Genomic DNA, 18,017 nt, shown 5'->3' with positions numbered 1-18,017 from the left:
CCCGGGCTAAACGCCCGCCCCTTCCCGGACCGACCGTGCCCGGGGCTACACTCCTCGAAAAGGAGGTCAATCGATGGTCGGAAACCAAGGCACGGTGCCGTCGTTGTCCAGGCGTGACGGGAGGCCGTTGCTGCTGGTGTTGCGTGCGCTCCAGCTCGGCGATCTGCTCGTCGCTGTGCCCGCGTTGCACGCGTTGCGGCGAAGCTATCCGGATCATCACCTTCTGTACGCGGGCCCGGCCTGGCTGCGGGATGCCGTCGCACTCGTGGGCGGGTACGGCCTCCTGCCGGCCGCAGGCCTGTCAGAACCGCTGGCAGTGGAACCAGGCAGTGTGGATGTTGCGGTCAACCTGCACGGCCGGGGTCCGGAGAGTCAGTTGCTGATTGAGGCAGTCGGCGCCCGGCAGGTGATCTCGCATGGCTCGGAGCATCGGGACGGTCCGGATTGGGTCGAGGACATTCACGAGCGTCGGCGCTGGACACGCCTGCTCCAATGGCACGGAATCGCCGCCGATCCCGACGACGTCCAGCTGTTGCCACCCCCCGTCCGCACACAGTGGCCGGACGCCACCGTCGTCCATGTGGGCGCAGCCTTTGCCAGCAGGCACTGGCCAGAGACCCGGTTCGCGGAGGTGGCAGACCGCCTGGCCCGATCCGGGCACCGTGTCGTCGTGACCGGCAGCGGCGCTGAACGGGCACGCTCCCTGGCCGTGGCCGCACAGGCGGGCCTGCCCGAGGAATCTGTTCTAGCCGGCAGGCTCTCCCTGAGCGTCTTAATTACCCTCGTGGCGGGCGCCCGACTGGTGGTCTCGGCCGATACCGGGGCGGCGCACCTGGCCACGGCCTACGGACGCCCTTCCGTGGTGCTCTTCGGACCGGCCCGACCCGAGCACTGGGACCCTCCACCGGGGCAGCACATAGTGTTGACCAAGGCGGAATTGCGCCGCGGCGACACGTTTGCCGGGGACCCGGATCCAGCCCTGCTAGGTGTCCAGGCTCAAGAGGTTTTGGACGCCGTCCGGGTTCTGGGATTGCTCTGAGAGTCGGCTTCGGCGAGCAGTTGCTGCAGTCGCACCAGCACCTTGGACAGCCGTCGTGAAACCTGCATTTGCGAGACGCCGAACCGCCTTCCGAGTTCGGTTTGGCTTTCTTCACAAAAGTAGCGGCGGTACAGCAGTTCGCGTTCCTGCCCGGACAACTCGCCGATGGCCTGGTTAAGGCACAGGAGTTCCTCCAGTCGTTCCAGCGGCAGCTCCCGCGAGGCGAGTGCGTCCGCCCTGCGCGGACTGCCATCGTGATCGTCAGCGACGTCGAGTGAATCCGGACGCATGCTCGACACCGCCGCCAACGCCTCGCGAACGGCTGAGACAGGGACCCCTAGTTGCTGAGCCAGTTGAGCGGGACTTGGCCGATGCCCTAGGGCCTGGGTCAGCTCCGGTTCGGACCGCAGAATTTCCGTTCGCAGGTCCTGAATCCTCCGCGGCGGTCTGACCACCCAGCAACGGTCGCGCAGATAGCGTTTAAGCTCTCCCGTCACCGTAGGGGCAGCGTAGGCAGCGAAGCTTTCTCCCTTGGCCGCGTCAAAACGCCGCGCGGCTTTGACCAGTCCCAGATACGCCACCTGGTTCAGATCCTCCTGTTCCCGACCACGCCCTGTGAAGCGAAAGGCCAAGGCTTCCGCCAGTTCCAGATGGTCAAGGATCAGCCGGGCCTCAAAGGCCTCCCGGATCTGACCCGTTGAAGCCCGCCTCGTCGCTGGCGTCTGTCCGGACTCGGCCGGGACAGACGACGTCCATGATGGCGGGCGCTGGGGTTCTGCCATAGTCCTTCATTCCTCTGAACCAGAGTCGTTCAAAGCCTGCGGCAAGACTTTGCAGTAGAAAACCATAAGCCTGCTTATTAAACAATGGCCGCCCCGTTTCGGGCCGGGCCCTCCGGGCCCGAACGGGGCAATTGAGTATGAATCGCCGGGCCGGCCTCTGCTGGATTCTCTTAGGATCACGCCGGCGGGGTCGCGTCGGCGCCGAAGAACCACGCTCTGCCCGCCGGAAGCGGTGTCTCCGAGCCCGCCGGGGCCGCGGAGCCACTGCTCTCTGGCCGGGACGCGCCGAAGAAGTTATAGTAAGCATGCTGATGATTGATTGAGCTCTCGTCGGCTTCCCCTAGTCCCGTCAAAGGAGACACCGTGAGCACCAAGGTTGAAAAGCGAGTTCTGGTCAACGTTCCCGTAAGTGTGGCCTACAACCAATGGACCCAGTTCGAAGAATTTCCGCACTTTATGGGCGGGGTGAAGAGCGTCAAACAGCTCAGTGACGACCAGCTCGAGTGGGTTGCGGAAATCGGCGGGGTGCGCAGGCAGTGGCAGGCCAGAATCCTCGAGCAGGTACCCGACCGAAAAGTCGCATGGGCCGCCACAGAGGGCGCAACGAACGCAGGCTCCGTGACGTTCGAAGACCTCGGCGGCGGGCAGACATCGGTACAGCTGTCCTTGGAATATGAGCCCGAAGGGATCGTGGAAAAGGTCGGCGACAAGCTGAACATAGTAGAGAGGCAAGCCGAGAGTGACCTCAACCGGTTCAAAGCCTTCATTGAAGACGAGGGCTACGCGACCGGCGCCTGGCGAGGATCCGTCAGCGAGGGCGCCTCCGGAGGCACGCCCGGCATTGATGAGGCCGCGGGGTCGCGGGGGGACAGTGGCAAAGCCGGGGTCTCGGGCACGGTCATTGCCGGAGTTGGGCTCGCCGCCGCTGCCGCGGCGGGCGTCGCTGCAGCGGCAGGCAACAAGGCCACCGGCCCAGACGCGCCGGCTCAGGCCACGCCATACCCAGAGGTTGAAGCAGTTCCGCCCACCGGCACCGCGGGCAGCGTGTTTCCCGGTGAGGAGTTGCCCCGGGACGCGACTCGTGCCGGGGACGGAGCTGCTGGCCGGCCCGAAGCGAAGCCTTTCGACCAGACCAATGGCCTCATCGACACCGACGGTGATTCGGATGGGACAGCCGTGGGCGACTCCTCCAGCGCGGCCGACCGGGCGGCGGGTACGGAACGCGGGCCAGGCCCTGTCCCGCCCACCGGAGGAAGCCTGGGACAGCACTGACCGCGGACCCAGCAGGATGGGTTCCCGGGCCGTCCTGCTGCCGACGCCGGTCGCGCTGCTTCATCAGGTGGCCCTTGAGGACCTAGGCCAGAGCACCGTCACCGTACGCCGGCGTCGTGTCGTTCTCAAAAACGAAGGATTTCCAGGACACGTCGAATCGGGCACCGGCAGGGCCGCCGTTCGCGAGAATCCTCCTGTCTGCACGCATGAACTACGGAGGATCTTTCCGGGCTGCCCAGGTTCGATGAACAGTTTTTGGGTGTCGGGGTTGGCATTCCGTACCTGGCCGGCGTCGAGTCGGTCCTGCTCCCCGACAGCCAATTTTCCGTTCCCATGCGGCTGGACAAGCGCCTTGCGGCCCTCACCGCGCTCGGAATGGACGGCACCAAGTTGATCGATCCCCTTCCGCGCACTGGCCCCTGAGGGGGTTCGCGCGTATTCTGAACACACGTTTCGTGCGCGAAGGCTGGACAGAAAATGGCGCCGAAGAACCGAACAAGGTTCCGTCTGGCCGCGGCCCTCTGGAGGGTCCTCGGGTTCTTGACTGTGAGCGCGGTCTGCGGCCTATTGGTCGCCAGCCTGGTGGTACCGGGTGTCGCTGCTGCCGGTATTGCGGTCAGGACTTCGATCACCTTCTTCAATGGCCTCCCGTCTGAGCTGGTGGTTGTTCCGCCCTCGCAGTCAACCAAAGTGCTGAGCGCGGATGGGAAAACGATCGCAACCTTCTTCGCGGAGAACCGTGTGAAGGTCGGGTTGGACCGGATGTCCCCGTACATCAAGGACGCCATCGTCGCCATCGAGGACAGCCGCTTCTACGAGCACGCCGGCATCGACCCGCAGGGGATCCTCCGGGCGCTGACCTCCAACGTGGCCAGCGGCGGCCGGCAGGGCGCATCCACACTGACCCAGCAGTATGTCACGAACGTGGTCAATGAAACCCTGATGTCGGAGGGCAGGGGCGACCAGGTCGTCCTCAGCGGGCAGAAGAGTATCGGCGACAAGGTGCGCGAGATGAAGCTCGCCCTCGAACTGGAGAAGAACTACACCAAGGACCAGATCCTTGAGGGCTATCTCAACATCGTGTTCTTTAACCGGGACGCCTACGGCATCGAAGCCGCGGCACGGCATTTCTTCAGCACCACGGCCAAGGACCTCACCCTGCCTCAGGCCGCACTCCTTGCGGGGCTGGTCAACAGCCCCACCTTCTATGATCCGTCCGTCCATCCGGACAACTCCGTCAAGCGGCGCAACCAGGTCCTGGAGGCGATGCTCAAGCAGGGCAAAATCACTCAGTCTGACCACGACGCCGCGGTCGCCGCCGACGTCGGGCTGAAGATCGCTCCCGCGAAGCAGGGCTGCGCCGCAGCGGAAATGGCGCCGTACTTCTGTGACTACGTTTCCCACCTCATCCTCAACAACCCTGCCTACGGCGTGGATGTTGCCGAGCGTGAGAGGAAACTGTTCCGCGGCGGCCTGACCATCACCACGACCCTGAACAGCAGGCTGCAGGGTCCCGCGCAGGCCCAGGTGGACGCCACGGCCGGGCCTAATCCGGACAAGTGGGGTGCCGCGCTCGTTTCCATCCAACCCGGCACGGGCAAAATCCTGGCAATGGCGCAAAATACCGTCTTTCTTCCCAAAGCCGGGAAATTCGATACCCAGCTGAACTTCAACGTCGACTCCAAGGACGCGAACGGCAACGACCTCAACGGCGCCGGCGGCTTCCAGCCCGGGTCCACCATGAAACCGTTCACCTTCGCCGAATGGCTCAACGAGGGCAAATCCCTCGTCGCGGAGGTGGATGCGTCCCGGCGGACCTATCCGCTGGACTTCCCCTGGAAGTCCAGCTGCGGCAAGGTCCTCGGCGCCTACAATACGGCGCAGAAAGCCCTCGGCGCCGCGGATGACCTGCAGAACAACGATGAAGGCTACTACCGCAAGATGCCCGTCAACTACGGCCTCTACAACTCCATCAACACCGCGACCTTCGCCGAGGCCGCCCAGCTGGATTTCTGCGGCATCCAAAAGATGGTGGACGCCGTGGGGCTCCACAGCGGCGTGGACAACGCCCAGGTGAACATGCACCAGCTCGGCAACCTGCTCGGTGCCATCGGCGTGGCCCCGCTCCATCTGGCCAATGCCTTTGCCACCTTCGCCAACGACGGCAAGTACTGCACCCCCATTGCGATCACGGCAGTAACCGACGCGGCGGGAGCGAAGCTGCCGGCCGAGACGAGCAACTGCCGCGACGCCGTCAAACCCGAGGTTGCCAGGGGCGTGAACCTTGTCCTCCAGGACGTGCTGAAGAAGGGCTCCGGCGTCTACATCGCCCCCAAGGTCCAGGACAAGGTCCCGGTGGCAGCAAAGACCGGCACGTCGAACACCAACGGCGCCACCTGGGTCGCCGGCTATACCTCCGGCCTCGCCACGGCTTCCTTCTTCGGCGACACTCTGGAAGGCCAGAAGCGGCCCGGCCGGAACATCACCGTCAACGGCAAGTTCTACAAGGCCATTGACGGGTACATGCTCGCCGGCCCGCAATGGGCCAACTACATGGTTCAGGTCGCCGGACTCTACCCGGCCGCGGCCTTCCCCGCGCCGCCCAAGTCCATGACCAACCCGCCGCCGCCCGGCCCCCAGCAATGACGCCCCCAGACGCACCCGTCGGGGATCGAGGGTTCCGATTAAAGGGGTCTGACGTTTGCTCACTTTGTGCCGGCTGAAAGATTTGCGCCCGGTGCAATACCGGGCGCAAATCCTTCAGCACCAACGCTCACGGAGCAGGTCAGGTGCCAGACTCGGGTTACTTCTTTTCGGGGAGGAACATGGCCTTTTCCAGCGGTGTCACGCTGAGTGATCTGAGCTCGGCGGTCCCGCCTTCTGCGAAGAGGGCCATCTTGTCGGCTCCGGCGTTGGGGAATACCTGGTCGGTGATGGTCCGCAGACCGTCCTGGGCGAATACCTCGACGGAAGAGCGGTCGAGGTAGATCCGCATCGTGATGTTGCCCTTCTTGTCCAAGGTGACGGGGGCGTCCTCAATGGAGGCGAACGCCGGGTGGAAGGCGGTGTTGCCGGAATTTGTGCGGTCAACGAACATCTTCCCGGCCGTGGCGTCGTAACCGATGACGGTGGAAGAGTTTCCGTCGCCGAGCACCGTGATGCCGGATTTTTTCGCCGTGCCGGGTGCGAAGGTGATGTCCACCCGCTGGACCTGGCCGGACGCGGCCGCCGGCAGCTGGTGAACCCCTGCGGGGATCGAGCCGCCCTTCTTGTCGTTGTAGGAGACTTTGCCGTCCAGTTTGTCCACTTGCTTGGCGGCGCTTTGGGTGAGGCGGGGACCATCGGGGGTCTGGGTCAGGTTGACCTCTCGGGGAAGTGCCATGGCGCTGCGCCAGGGGCTGGTGGGGATGTCGTTGGCATAGTCCCAGTTGTTCATCCAGCCCAGCATGACCCGCTTGTTATCGGGCATGTTGCCGAAGGACACGCTGGCGTAGTAGTCGCGGCCGAAGTCCAGCCAGTCGTAGGTCTCGAGGGCCGATATTGCCGGTTGGGAGGAGAGCTCGAATTCGTCCGCGAGGATGTGGCCCCAGCCGAATCGGTTGTTGTCGACGACTTTGATTTGCGCCTGTTGGCCGACGAATTCCTTAACGTTCCATGATGCCCGGTCGAGCGTTTCACTGTCGTTTCCTGTGGCCGTGCGCACCACCTGTCCGTTGACTACCAGGTTCACGGATTCTTCATCGGACCTGGGAACAGCGGCGGTGTCGGTGAGCATGACGTGATCAAGGGTCAGGTGTCCCCACCCGCCGGTGGCCTGGTCAACAACACGCAACTGTGCATTCTGTCCCGCGAATTCGGAGACGTCCCAGCCTTTCCAGTTCAGGACTCCGGAATTGTCTCCCGCAAGAGAGCGGACCACCTTGCCGTTGATGAGCAACTGGGCCGCCAGGGTCTGTCCGGAGTCAGCGGAGCGGTTGCCGCCGCCGACCAGCATGCTCATGAAATTCTTGGTGATGGGGAATTCCGGTGATGTCAGGGTGCCCTGCCGGTCATCGCTCGGCGTGGTGCCGGTCTCGAAGGTGTTAATCCGTTTGGCCCCGATATAGAAGTCCCCGCCGCTGGTGGAGGGCTGGAAATTGGGGGTGAGGTCGCCGGACCCGGACCAGCCGGCGTCGGCCAGTGTTGTCCCGGGGGGAACCTCGAAGCCGTTGAACTTGAGCTCCCCCTCGGGTGGGGTGTTGTCCAGCTTGTCGGAGACTCGCGGGTGTTTGCCGCCGGCCACGAGGAAGTTCAAGTAGTCGTCGGTGACCGTGAAGGTTGGTGACTGCACGGACCCAAGCGGCCAGTCGCCGTCGTTGAAGGAATTAATCAGGCCGGTGGCGCCGAATCCGGTCACCGGGCTCTGGCCGGGAAGAGCGCCGGAGGCGGGGGCGTCACCGAAAGGGCCGTTTTTCCAGTTGCCAGGTTCGTTGTTTACGGTCCAACCGTTGTAGTTTCCGTCGTTGAAACCGGCCAGGACTGTTCCAGGAGGAAGCGCAGCTACGGGTTTGGTCGTTTCGGAGGTGAAGGTGGTGCCGTCGAAATTACCTACGAAGTACTGGCCGGCGGAGCCGCCGGCCACGCCGCCAGGGTTGATGTTGACCACCATGACCCATTTGATGTTTTTCTTGTCGCCGTCCACGGCCAGGGGGAACAGGTCAGGGCATTCCCACTGCCCGCCGGTGGCGTTGGCGGGCCCGAATTCGCTCAACGCGGTCCAGTCCTTGAGGTTGGCGGACTTGTACAGGACGACCTTGTGCTCGGTGGCTTCCACTGCGGTCATGACCCAGTAGCCTCCGCCGCCGGGCTTGTCGTACCAGAAGACCTTCGGGTCGCGGAAGTTGGCGGAGTTCCGGTTCAGGACAGGATTGCCGGAGTACTTGGTCCAGGTCTGGCCGTCGTCGAGGCTGTAGGCCAGGGACTGGGCCTGCAGGCCGCGGTGCGCAGAGGCTTCCTTGTAGGCGCTGGTGAAGATCGCGATCAGTGGAGGATCTTTTTTCGTTCCGAAACCGGACGTGTTGTCCTTGTCGACGACGATGCTGCCGGAGAAGATGTCCTGCTCTGCATCGGTGGAGATCGCCAGGGGCTGCTCCTTCCAGTGGACCAGATCCGTGGACGTGGCGTGGCCCCAGGACATGTTCCCCCAGGTGTTGCCGGAGGGGTTGTGCTGGTAGTACATGTGGTAGACGCCCTTGTAGAAAACGAGTCCGTTGGGGTCGTTCATCCAGTTTTTTGCGGGCGTGTAGTGAATGGCCGGCCGGTAGGGTTCGTCCCCGGGGCCCGTCGCGGCCGACGCCGGCAGGGAACCTGCCAGTGCCGCGGCCAGCGTCAGTCCCGCGAGTGTCAGTGCAGAAACGGCATGCGTCCTGCGGGTGGTCGTTCTCTTCATCTGCTTGTTTTCGCCCTTCGTTGCGCGTGTCTGCAATAGACAACGTTGTCAGTGCGAAGGACGCTAAGTGATGTCCAGCGGACAAGTCAACGGTTCCTGGCCGGGGCGCCATCCCTCTGCTGAGGCGGGCGAGGCGTTGGGCGGGCAGCACAACGCTCCCCACCAACGGACGGCTTGGGGAGGATGTTTTTAGCCGTCGATTTCCTTCAGCCCTCTTAGGGAGCCTGCTTGCGGTATTACCGCAAGGCTGGAAATGACGGAGACGTGGCTGCGGGCTATTCCACGGGCAGGAGCCAGGTCAGCTCCGAGGTGTCGCCTTCGATGTGGCGGGCCAGCTCCTCGTTGAACCTGGCGCCGTAATCGGCGCGGATGTGTTCCTGGAATGCGGCTTCGTCGCTGTAGACCTCGAAGACAAAGTACTCCCGGGGATTTTCTTCCCGCGTGTAGGGAAGGAACAGTTCGTTGCCCTGTTCCTGACGGACGTGCCGGGTCAGTTCGAGCATCATCTCGGCGACACGGACTTCACTGCCGGGTTTGACGGTGAACTCGGCGTAGAGGGTTTTGGTCATCATGATCCCTTTCAGGTCAAGGTCTTCGGCGGAGTGTTCGGGAGGTTCCCCGGCGTCAGGCCGGAGGACGGAGTTCCCCGGAGCCCCTTTGTATCAGCTCAGACGGGACAACATAGGTTTGCGGAGCCTGCTGGTCGCCGTCAATCCTGGCCAGCAGCCGCTCCGCTGCCAGCTTCCCGATCCGCTCGGGGTGCTGGGCGATGACTGTCACCCCGGGATCCATCATGTCGGCAAGCGTGAAGTCATCGAACCCTACTAAGGCCACGCGTTTGCTTAGCCCGAGCTCTCTCAGAGCGCGCATGGCGCCGAAGGTGATGAGGTTCTGGCTGGAGAAGATCGCGGTCGGTGGTTCCCCGGCAGTGAGGAGCTCCAGCGCGGCCAGCCTCGCCGATTCCTCGTCGTGAAGGTTTTCACGGACGGGAATCGTCGAGGTGGGAATGCCCTGCCGGCCGATTTCCTCCATGAACCCCCGCCGGCGTTCCCGTGCGGTCTGGATGTCTGTGCGGTCCCCCAGGTAGGCGAGTTTGGTGTGGCCCCGGCTGATCAGGTGTGCGGCCGCTTTGGCGGCGCCTGCGGCGTTGTCGGTCACGACGGCGTCTGCTTCGATCCCTACCGGTTCACGGTCGATGAAGACCAGGGGCAGATCACGGGAGTGCTCCGGGATCGCGTACGCCTGGCTTCGGGCGATCGGCGTGAGGATGAGCCCGTCGACGCGCCGGCCAAGAAATGCCGTAACAATGGCCTGCTCCCGCCGGGGGTCATCATCGAGGCTGGCGGCAAAAACCGCGATCCCCCTGGCCCCCAGCGCATCTTCTATTGCCCGGTTGATCTCACCGCTGAAGGGGTTGGAGACACTCGGCAGCAGGAGCCCAATGGAGAGCGTCCTTCTGCCCGCGCGCCGCAGGCTGCCGGCCGCCATGTCCAGCTGGTAGTTCAGTTGCCGGGAAGCGCTGAGTACCTTCTCACGGGTGGCGTTCGACACTCCAGGTTCGTCATTGATGACCCGGGAGACGGTCTTAATCCCGACGCCGGCGAGTGCGGCCACGTGGCGCATCGTCGGGCGGCTGGCGGAAAGGGCCGGCTGGCTACGATCGGACATCGTTGTCAAGAAAATCGCTCCTTCTAAGTTGCATCTATTGACTCTCTAGTGTGATGCTGCTTACATCGTACATGACATCGTTGTCGAGGCCAGTGAGGGCCTCAAACACCAGGAGATTCAATGTTGAGTTCCAAAGCACCCCGTTCAACGGCCACCCGCCTGTTCGCTGCCGGAGCAGTACTGACCCTGGGAGCGCTTAGTCTTTCTGCCTGTGGCGGGAGTTCCCCCTCCACCTCATCAACCCAAAGCGGGTCCGCTGAAAAGGTCGGCGTCTCCCTGATCGTTAAGACCACGACCAACCCGTTCTTCGTCTCCATGCAGGACGGGGCAAAGAAGGCCGCCGAAGCCGGCGGCGTGGACCTGAAGCTCGCAGCCGGCAAGGCTGACGGCGACGAGGACACCCAGATCCAGGCCATCGAGAACGCCATCTCCAAGGGCGACAAGGGCATCCTGATCACCCCCAACGGCCCGTCCGTAGTGGACGCCCTGAAGAAGGCCAAGGACGCCGGGCTCTTCGTCATCGCCCTGGACACCCCGCCGGATCCCGCCGACGCCGCCGACATCACCTTCGCCACGGACAACTTCGCCGCCGGCGAGCTGATCGGCAAATGGACCGCAGCCCAGCTGGACGGAAAAAAGGCGACCATTGCGCTCGTCGATCTCTTTGACGACAAGGTCGTATCGGTTGATTACAACCGGGACCAGGGCTTCCTGACCGGCCTTGGTATCGACACCGCGGACAAGAAGAAGAACGGCGACGAAGCCAAGACCGGCAAGTACACCGGCGGCAAGGGCGGCGACTACGAGATCGTCGGCAGCCAGGCCTCCCAGGGTGCCGAGGACGGCGGACGCACCGCCATGGAAACCCTCCTCGCCAAGAACCCGAACATCAACGTCGTCTACACCATCAACGAACCTGCAGCAGCGGGTGCTTTCGAGGCACTGAAGGCCGCCGGTAAGGAAAAGGACGTGCTGGTGGTTTCGGTGGACGGCGGCTGCACGGGCGTTAACAATGTCAAGGCCGGCGTCATCGGCGCCACGGCCCAGCAGTACCCAGTCAAGATGGCCGAACTGGGCGTGAAGGCCATCGTCGACCTCGCCAAGTCCGGCCAGAAGCCGGCCAACTCCCCGGGGCTGGACTTCTACAACACCGGCGTCGAGCTCGTCACCGACAAGCCGGCCGACGGCGTCAAGAGCATCACCACCACCGAGGCCTCCAACATCTGCTGGGGAAAATAACACACCCAGCTTCACTACGGGGCGGGAGGCCGGAGCCAGCTATCGGCCTCCCCGCCCCGCATCTACCGAGCTAGCTCCGCTCTAGCAACCATCACGGAAGATCAGGACCAATCGTGACCCAGCAACAGACCGCCGGCCCGCCCAGCGCCGGGCATGCCGATCTGGCGGAGGAATTCCTCGACCGCCAGACACCGCTCAGCCGGATCCGCAATTTCCTCCACCGCTACCCCGCTGCCAGCCCCGCCCTCGTACTTCTCATCGCGGTGGTCGTGTTCGGCCTCCTCAATGACAGGTTCCTGCGGGTTGAAAACCTCTCCCTGATTACCCAGCAGGTCTCCGTCGTCGGCACCCTTGCCATTGCCCAGACCCTCATCATTCTCACCGCGGGCATCGACCTTTCCGTCGGGGCAGTCATGATCCTTTCGTCCATGGTCATGGCCCAGCTCGCCGTCAACAACGGAGTGCCCGCGCCTCTCGCGCTGCTCGCGGGCCTGGTTGTCGGACTCGCCGCCGGAGCCCTGAACGGGTTCCTGGTCACCAGGTTCCGGCTCCCGCCGTTCATCGTCACCCTCGGCACACTGAATATCTTCGTCGCCCTGACCCTGCTCTACTCCAACGGAGCGACAGTGCGCGGCTCGGCCATGCCGGCCCTGCTGACCTGGACCGGAACCACCTTCCCGGTGGGCCCGGTCAGGATCTCCACCGGCGTCGTCGTGATGCTCCTGCTCTATATCGCCATCGCGTTCATCCTCGGCAAAACCGCCTGGGGCCGGCACGTCTACGCCGTGGGCGATGACAAGGAAGCCGCCCGCCTGGCCGGCATCGCGGTGAACAAGGTCCTCATGAGCGTCTACCTCGCTGCCGGCGCCGTCCTGGCCGTCGGCGCCTGGATCCAGATCGGCCGGACCAACGCAGCCAGCCCCAACGCCGGCGTGGACCTGAACCTGGACTCCATCACCGCCGTCGTCATCGGCGGAACCAGCCTCTTCGGCGGCCGCGGCTCCGTCTGGGGAACCCTCCTCGGTGCCCTGATCGTCGGCGTCTTCCGCAACGGCCTCTCCCTCGCCGGGCTGGACGTGCTCTACCAGACCCTCGCCGTAGGCGTCCTGATCATCGTCGCCGTCTCCGTCGACCAGTGGATCCGAAAGGTCAAGTCATGACCACGACAGAAATTACCACCCCCCACGTCGCCACCCGTGAGCCCATCCTGCAGGCCAGGAACCTCGTCAAGACCTTCGGCCGCGTCGTGGGCCTGGACGGCGTCAGCCTGGACCTGTATCCGGGCGAAGTCCTGGCGATCATCGGCGACAACGGTGCAGGCAAATCCACCCTCATCAAGTGCCTCACCGGTGCAGAGATTCCCGATACGGGCGAACTGATGGTGTCCGGGCAGCCGGTCCACTTCAAGCGGCCCCAGGACGCGAGGGTCCATGGCATCGAAACGGTGTACCAGAACCTTGCCGTCTCGCCGGCCCTGGACGTCGCCTCCAACCTCTTCCTCGGCCGGGAAGAACGGCGTGCAGGACTCCTCGGGAGCGTGTTCCGGATGCTTGACACCAAAGGCATGCGCACGAAAGCCAAGCAGGAGCTGACCCGGCTGGGCATCTCCACCCTCCAGGACGTCACCGTGCCGGTGGAGAACCTCTCCGGCGGCCAGCGGCAGGCTGTCGCGGTGGCTCGCGCCGCGGCGTTCGGTTCCAAGGTGGTCGTGCTGGACGAACCGACGGCGGCACTTGGCGTCCGTGAATCCAACCAGGTCCTGCAGCTGGTCCGGGACCTCCGGGACCGCGGCCTGCCAGTGATCCTGATCAGCCACAACATGCCCCACGTGTTTGACGTCGCGGACAGGATCCACATCCAGCGCCTCGGCAAGTGTGCCGCCACCATCACCCCGCAATCACACACCATGACCGATGCGGTTGCGATCATGACCGGTGCAGCCACCGCCTAAGCAACTGCTGCCGCCATGCCAGTCCGCGGACCGGGTTACCCGTCCGCGGACTGATATGGCTCGGATAGGCCCCGCCATAAGCTTCCACGAGAGACAGACCATGGATTACCTCACAACAGCCCGGCACGACGCTCACCAGACGCTCGACGTCATGGTCGTAGGCGAAGCGCTGATCGACGTGGTCACCACGTCAGACGACAAAGTGGAGCACCCAGGCGGCTCGCCGGCCAACGTCGCCTACGGACTTGGCCGCCTCGGCGTAGCCACAGGTCTGCTCACCGCCATTGCCCAGGACACACGGGGAATCTCCATCGAAAACCATCTCCGCAGCGCGGGAGTCATACTTCTGCCCGGATCGAAATCCCTCACTCGGACCGCCTCGGCGACAGCAACCCTTGCACCGGACGGCTCCGCCCGGTACGACTTCGACATCTCCTGGGACCTTGCCCCGACAGCCCCCGCCTACTTCCCGAAAATACTGCACACCGGATCCATCGCCACTTTCCTTAGCCCCGGTGCCGGCGCCGTGAAATCGCTGCTCGAACAGGCCCACAGACACTGCATGATCACTTATGACCCGAATATCAGACCGGCCCTGCTCGGCAGCCACGGGGAAGCGAAAGCCACCTTCGAGGAGCTCGTGCCCTTAGCCGACGTCGTCAAACTCAGCGACGAGGACGCCCAGTGGCTTTACCCCCAAAAAAGCCTGGACGAAACCGCAGCCCACATCCTCGGTTTGGGCGCGGAACTCACCGTCATCACCAGGGGCGCCGAAGGCTCACAATTCACCACCTCCGCCGCCAACATCAGCATTCCGGCCGTGAAGTCCAACGTTGCCGACACCATCGGCGCCGGGGACGCCTACATGTCCGCGCTAATCCTGGGCTTTCTCACCCAAGGAACCGAAGGCTTCGCCCCGGCCGTCCTGGAACAGCTCGGACACACCGCGGCTGCAGCAGCTGCCATTACCGTGCAGCGCCCGGGAGCGAACCCCCCGACCCTGGAGGAACTCAACGCTGCAATCGGGGCCTTCCCCGTGGCCCAATACGCGGGCTCTTGAAGCACATCATCAAATGAGTGGTTGTCGCATACGACCATTCACGGGAGTGTCCTTCTAATGGTGGATCCACGGTTGAACGCACACTCCCCGTCAGGCGCCTTGGGCCCTGACGGTGTTGGTGATGCTGCTGACTACTTCCCCGTTCAGGGTTGTATTGATGTCTGCTGAGCCAACGGACTACCTTCCCGGGACGCGGAGGGGACGAATGCCCCTTCCAAACTGACCGCCGGGAGGGTTATATACAACCGCTGCCACGCGGGGTAGGTTCAAGGCAGGACCCTGTGTGCCGGTTTCTTCCCGTGGGACCCGCCTTCCGGCCTTGTGCACGGCCTGGAAGTGACGCCGCTGTAGCCACATGGCGGCCCAACATGCACCCTGAGGAAAGAGCCTGACCATGGCCACCTCGCATTTCCAGCAGTTCCTTCACGACGCAACTTTCCCTGCCCCCGACACCGACAGCCCCCTGGGTCCGGACTGTCTTTATGGGCTGTACACAAGCTGGTGCCTGCTCCAGGGCAGAACACCCAGGCCCGCCGCGGCCTTCCGGGCAGGGATGCGCCTGTGCCGGGTCAATGTCCACAAGGGCCGGTTGAGGATGAAAGGGCGCGCCGCAGCGGATTACATCCTCGCCAGCTACCCGTACGCCGGCTGATCATGTCCCTCGGAGTTCCCGGCTTCCTCCCCCACGGCACCGGGCGGCCGCCCGGCGTGCTGCCGGTGATGTGCGGCAACTGCGGCACAGACCGCCATCTCGCCATCAGATCCGTTACCCACCTCCCCGACCAACCGTCCGATATCGTGATGGTTATCCACACGTGTAGCCGGTGCCTGCGCTTCAGTGAACATCCTGCCTGGGTCGCTGGCCTGTCCATGGTCCTGGGCCGGATGGAACAAACAGGCGACGTGCTGATACTCGGCGGCCACTACATGCACTGCGGACAGCCCATGAAAAAGGCCGGCTCCGAACCGTGCCGGCTGACCGCACCCCGGTCCACCGAAAGCCCGGCCGAGGACAACCTGGAGGTATACCTCTCCATGCGGGTCCTCAGATGCGTCTGCGGCTTCCAGATGGAACTGCCTGAATGACCGGCTCACTGCAGCCGGCATCCGGCCCGTACCAGGCCCTTTCGAGGATCCGCGCGGGGCGGGACGGGGAAGCTCTTGAGATATCAGGCGCCGAGCCGCAGTGGCGGCGGCGGTGTTCCAGGGTGCGCGCAGAAAAGGAGGGACCGGAGCCCACCTCCACGGAGCCTGCGCGCACAACACCGTCGGATGCTTCTGCTCCGGGACCTCGAAGACCTCAAAACCATGCCTCAGCGGTACGAGGCTGAACGAAGCGACCGTAACGGAAATCAACACTTATGAAAGGGATGAACACCATGACCGAACCGGCCATCTCCCCTATCTTCGCGAAGCACAAACTCCGTGAAGTCATCGAAGGACAAAGCCTGCGGCTGGCCGACACCAGCTTCGCCGTCGTGGCCAAACACCGCCGGCACCGCCTCATCCACCTCGATCTGGAGGCAGACGACGGGTCGCTCTCCACCCTGATTGGCGTTCCGGGGGCGCGCGTCAGCCTGTGCGAGGTAGCGGCTCCGATACAGCAGTAGGGCTGCTGCTCCGCCAGCGTCGGAGGATCCGAAGATGGGCACACTGTCTCCGGACTCGGACCCCTCCTGCTCGGGCGTGCTCCGTTTTCCCGATTGGGGTCGGCTCATTGAAGCAAGGATCCTAACGGTTCGTGCGGGGTCAGCGGCAGCACATCGGCGGTTCGGCTCCGTCCCGTGCATCGAATCCACGTTGCCATAGCGGCCCGGCTGGCTATTTGCAGCAGGGGCGCCCATGCTGGTCAGGAGTGAAGCGAAAGGCTGGTCGAGCCAAGGCCCCCGATACGTGCAACTCAGCGCCGGTCAGTTCGTTCGATCGGCGCTTTGTCGGGCCGTTACGCAGTCAGCGGCTTCGATGAACGCCGGTCCGAAACGCTAACCGCGAACGCCGGCCATGATCACGGCTCATGCTGGCCCTGGGCCGCCCTTCGTGATTGACCTTTGTTCCGCGGAGGGGAGGCAGTCCTCGATGCCCCTCGACCCCGGCCCACGTCCCGGGCGGCTGTCTGCTTCTGGCCCAGCGGGCCGCCGGGTTCAGCGCAGCTTTGACGACGCACTCGCCCCGCTGCGCCTGACCCGGCCGCAGTCACCGCCCTCAAAGCCCTGTCACCGCGCCCCTCATGTGAGGTTAGGGCTTCCTACAGTGAGGGCATCCTGGAATTCCGTGTCCCGGTACCCGCTCAGGAACCGCCCGAAACACGGGAAAGTCTCTATCGTCCGGGCCTAGACGCGGACCCCTCGTCCGCGGCGGCCTGCACCGCCGTTCGTTCCCGCAGTCCCCGGGCTGGCGGCACTGGCCGAAGTGCTCTTCGCCCGCTGCTCCCTTGTCCTGGCCGCCGCGAGCTCTCCTTCGAGGCGCCTGTTGGCCGCTTCAAGTTCAAGGACGAGGCGGATGCCGGCCAGGTTCAGGCCGTCATCGAGCAGGGCGCCGATCCTGCGCAGGATCTCCAGGTCCTGCTCGCTGTACCGGCGGGTTCCACCGACCGTCCGGCCCGGTTCCAGCAGTCCCCGGCGCTCATACAGCCGCAGGTTCTGCTGCCCGGTCCCGACCAGCTCCGCTGCCACGGAAATGGCATAAACAGCCGCGCTTCTCCCCGGATTCCGTTCCATCCCGGCCCCTTCATAAAACCCAAAAAAACGTCTTGCACCAGTCTGGCACCAGTGCTATAAAAAATCTATACCAGCCACGACACATAAATGGCCGGACGGAATGAGAAGAAATCGACTGCAAGGAGTGAGAAGACCATGCTGATGCGTACCGACCCGTTCCGCGAGCTTGACCGGCTCGCCCAGCAGGTCCTCGGCACCACGGCCCGGCCCGCGGCCATGCCTATGGACGCGTGGCAGGAGGGCGAAGAATTCGTCGTCGCTTTCGACCTGCCCGGAGTCGCCGCGGACTCGGTGGACATCGACGTCGAACGCAACGTCCTCACGGTCAGGGCCGAGCGCAAGGACCCGAAAGGTGAAGACACCGAGTTGATCGCCGCCGAACGTCCCCGCGGTGTCTTCAGCCGCCAGCTCATCCTCGGCGACGCCCTGGACACCGAAGCGGTGAAGGCCAGCTACGACGCCGGGGTCCTGACGCTGCGGATCCCCGTGGCCGAGAAGGCCAAGCCGCGCCGCATCGAGATCACCTCCGAGAAGAACGAGCCACAGGCAATCAACGCCGCCTGATCCACCCCGGGGGGAGGTCAGGCCCGCCGGACCGGGAGCACTGCGACCGGCCGCCAGTTAGTAAAGGGCGATGCAGAGCAGCCACGCCACCGCGCCAGTTGCGCAGCGAAAAGCGGCCCCCCGACAGTGCCTCCCGCACGGTGGTCCCCGGTCTCCAAGCCGGGGACCACCCGCACACCCCGCCTCCGGTGATCGTGGAGTTCCAGGAACTGATTGCCAAAGATCCGGATGTCCTGCTCTACATGACGGAGATGATCGAGCAGGTTCCGAAGTTGAAGCCCTACCGCAAAGGGCATC

Annotated in this window: 17 protein-coding genes; 12 read left to right on the top strand and 5 right to left on the bottom strand. The window is 64.2% G+C overall.

Annotation, left to right across the window (positions count from 1 at the left end):
• Positions 1-73 precede the first annotated feature (73 nt).
• Positions 74-1,039 carry a glycosyltransferase family 9 protein gene (locus AC1DKQ_RS19845; protein WP_476919935.1) on the top strand — a complete coding sequence of 322 codons (966 nt, stop codon included), beginning with the start codon at positions 74-76 and terminating at the stop codon, positions 1,037-1,039.
• Here AC1DKQ_RS19845 and AC1DKQ_RS19840 read toward each other — a convergent pair.
• Entirely contained in the window at positions 997-1,821 is an 825-nt protein-coding gene (locus AC1DKQ_RS19840) for a sigma-70 family RNA polymerase sigma factor (protein WP_476885535.1), read from the bottom strand. The two genes, AC1DKQ_RS19845 and AC1DKQ_RS19840, sit on opposite strands and share 43 nt — an antisense overlap.
• A gap of 363 nt (positions 1,822-2,184) precedes the next feature.
• On the opposite strand from AC1DKQ_RS19840, the gene AC1DKQ_RS19835 reads away from it, so the two are divergent.
• The 3 genes from AC1DKQ_RS19835 (at position 2,185) to AC1DKQ_RS19825 (ending at position 5,739) form a co-directional block, all read left to right on the top strand.
• The gene (locus tag AC1DKQ_RS19835) at positions 2,185-3,093 is read left to right on the top strand and encodes an SRPBCC family protein (RefSeq protein ID WP_476919934.1); all 909 of its coding nucleotides are present in this window, start codon (positions 2,185-2,187) and stop codon (positions 3,091-3,093) included.
• A 255-nt stretch (positions 3,094-3,348) separates the two neighbouring features.
• The gene (locus AC1DKQ_RS19830) at positions 3,349-3,516 is read left to right on the top strand and encodes a hypothetical protein (RefSeq protein WP_476919933.1); all 168 of its coding nucleotides are present in this window, start codon (positions 3,349-3,351) and stop codon (positions 3,514-3,516) included.
• A gap of 54 nt (positions 3,517-3,570) precedes the next feature.
• Positions 3,571-5,739, top strand: a complete 2,169-nt coding sequence (locus AC1DKQ_RS19825; protein ID WP_476919932.1) for a transglycosylase domain-containing protein — start codon at positions 3,571-3,573, stop codon at positions 5,737-5,739.
• A 157-nt stretch (positions 5,740-5,896) separates the two neighbouring features.
• Here the strand turns inward: AC1DKQ_RS19825 and AC1DKQ_RS19820 are convergent, their stop codons facing one another.
• From AC1DKQ_RS19820 to AC1DKQ_RS19810, 3 genes are all read right to left on the bottom strand, one after another.
• Positions 5,897-8,521 carry a GH32 C-terminal domain-containing protein gene (locus AC1DKQ_RS19820; protein ID WP_476919931.1) on the bottom strand — a complete coding sequence of 875 codons (2,625 nt, stop codon included), beginning with the start codon at positions 8,519-8,521 and terminating at the stop codon, positions 5,897-5,899.
• Between the two features lie 275 nt (positions 8,522-8,796).
• On the bottom strand, positions 8,797-9,093 hold the full coding sequence (locus tag AC1DKQ_RS19815) for a putative quinol monooxygenase (protein ID WP_476919930.1): 297 nt from the start codon (positions 9,091-9,093) through the stop codon (positions 8,797-8,799).
• A gap of 52 nt (positions 9,094-9,145) precedes the next feature.
• Positions 9,146-10,144: a LacI family DNA-binding transcriptional regulator gene (locus AC1DKQ_RS19810; RefSeq protein WP_476919946.1), complete on the bottom strand. Its 999-nt coding sequence runs from the start codon at positions 10,142-10,144 to the stop codon at positions 9,146-9,148.
• Between the two features lie 165 nt (positions 10,145-10,309).
• On the opposite strand from AC1DKQ_RS19810, the gene AC1DKQ_RS19805 reads away from it, so the two are divergent.
• The 7 genes from AC1DKQ_RS19805 (at position 10,310) to AC1DKQ_RS19775 (ending at position 16,049) form a co-directional block, all read left to right on the top strand.
• On the top strand, positions 10,310-11,428 hold the full coding sequence (locus AC1DKQ_RS19805) for a substrate-binding domain-containing protein (RefSeq protein WP_476885541.1): 1,119 nt from the start codon (positions 10,310-10,312) through the stop codon (positions 11,426-11,428).
• 113 nt (positions 11,429-11,541) lie between these two features.
• Entirely contained in the window at positions 11,542-12,588 is a 1,047-nt protein-coding gene (locus tag AC1DKQ_RS19800) for an ABC transporter permease (RefSeq protein ID WP_476919929.1), read from the top strand.
• The gene (locus AC1DKQ_RS19795) at positions 12,585-13,379 is read left to right on the top strand and encodes an ATP-binding cassette domain-containing protein (RefSeq protein WP_476885543.1); all 795 of its coding nucleotides are present in this window, start codon (positions 12,585-12,587) and stop codon (positions 13,377-13,379) included. Before AC1DKQ_RS19800 ends, AC1DKQ_RS19795 begins: the two co-directional genes overlap by 4 nt.
• 100 nt (positions 13,380-13,479) lie before the next feature.
• Positions 13,480-14,439 carry a carbohydrate kinase family protein gene (locus AC1DKQ_RS19790; RefSeq protein WP_476919928.1) on the top strand — a complete coding sequence of 320 codons (960 nt, stop codon included), beginning with the start codon at positions 13,480-13,482 and terminating at the stop codon, positions 14,437-14,439.
• A gap of 394 nt (positions 14,440-14,833) precedes the next feature.
• The gene (locus AC1DKQ_RS19785) at positions 14,834-15,091 is read left to right on the top strand and encodes a hypothetical protein (RefSeq protein WP_476919927.1); all 258 of its coding nucleotides are present in this window, start codon (positions 14,834-14,836) and stop codon (positions 15,089-15,091) included.
• A 2-nt stretch (positions 15,092-15,093) separates the two neighbouring features.
• The gene (locus tag AC1DKQ_RS19780; RefSeq protein ID WP_476919926.1) at positions 15,094-15,525 is read left to right on the top strand and encodes a hypothetical protein; all 432 of its coding nucleotides are present in this window, start codon (positions 15,094-15,096) and stop codon (positions 15,523-15,525) included.
• A gap of 293 nt (positions 15,526-15,818) precedes the next feature.
• Positions 15,819-16,049 carry a hypothetical protein gene (locus AC1DKQ_RS19775; RefSeq protein WP_476919925.1) on the top strand — a complete coding sequence of 77 codons (231 nt, stop codon included), beginning with the start codon at positions 15,819-15,821 and terminating at the stop codon, positions 16,047-16,049.
• Between the two features lie 720 nt (positions 16,050-16,769).
• On the opposite strand, the gene AC1DKQ_RS19770 is transcribed toward AC1DKQ_RS19775, so the two are convergent.
• Positions 16,770-17,111, bottom strand: coding sequence for a MerR family transcriptional regulator (locus tag AC1DKQ_RS19770; RefSeq protein WP_476919924.1), 342 nt, complete (start codon positions 17,109-17,111; stop codon positions 16,770-16,772).
• 180 nt (positions 17,112-17,291) lie between these two features.
• Here AC1DKQ_RS19770 and AC1DKQ_RS19765 point away from each other — a divergent pair, with 180 nt between their 5' ends.
• On the top strand, positions 17,292-17,720 hold the full coding sequence (locus AC1DKQ_RS19765) for an Hsp20/alpha crystallin family protein (RefSeq protein ID WP_476919923.1): 429 nt from the start codon (positions 17,292-17,294) through the stop codon (positions 17,718-17,720).
• Positions 17,721-18,017: the final 297 nt, after the last annotated feature.

This window comes from Arthrobacter sp. 05L421 (genome assembly GCF_056397785.1).
This window is presented reverse-complemented; position numbering and strand designations above follow the sequence as displayed.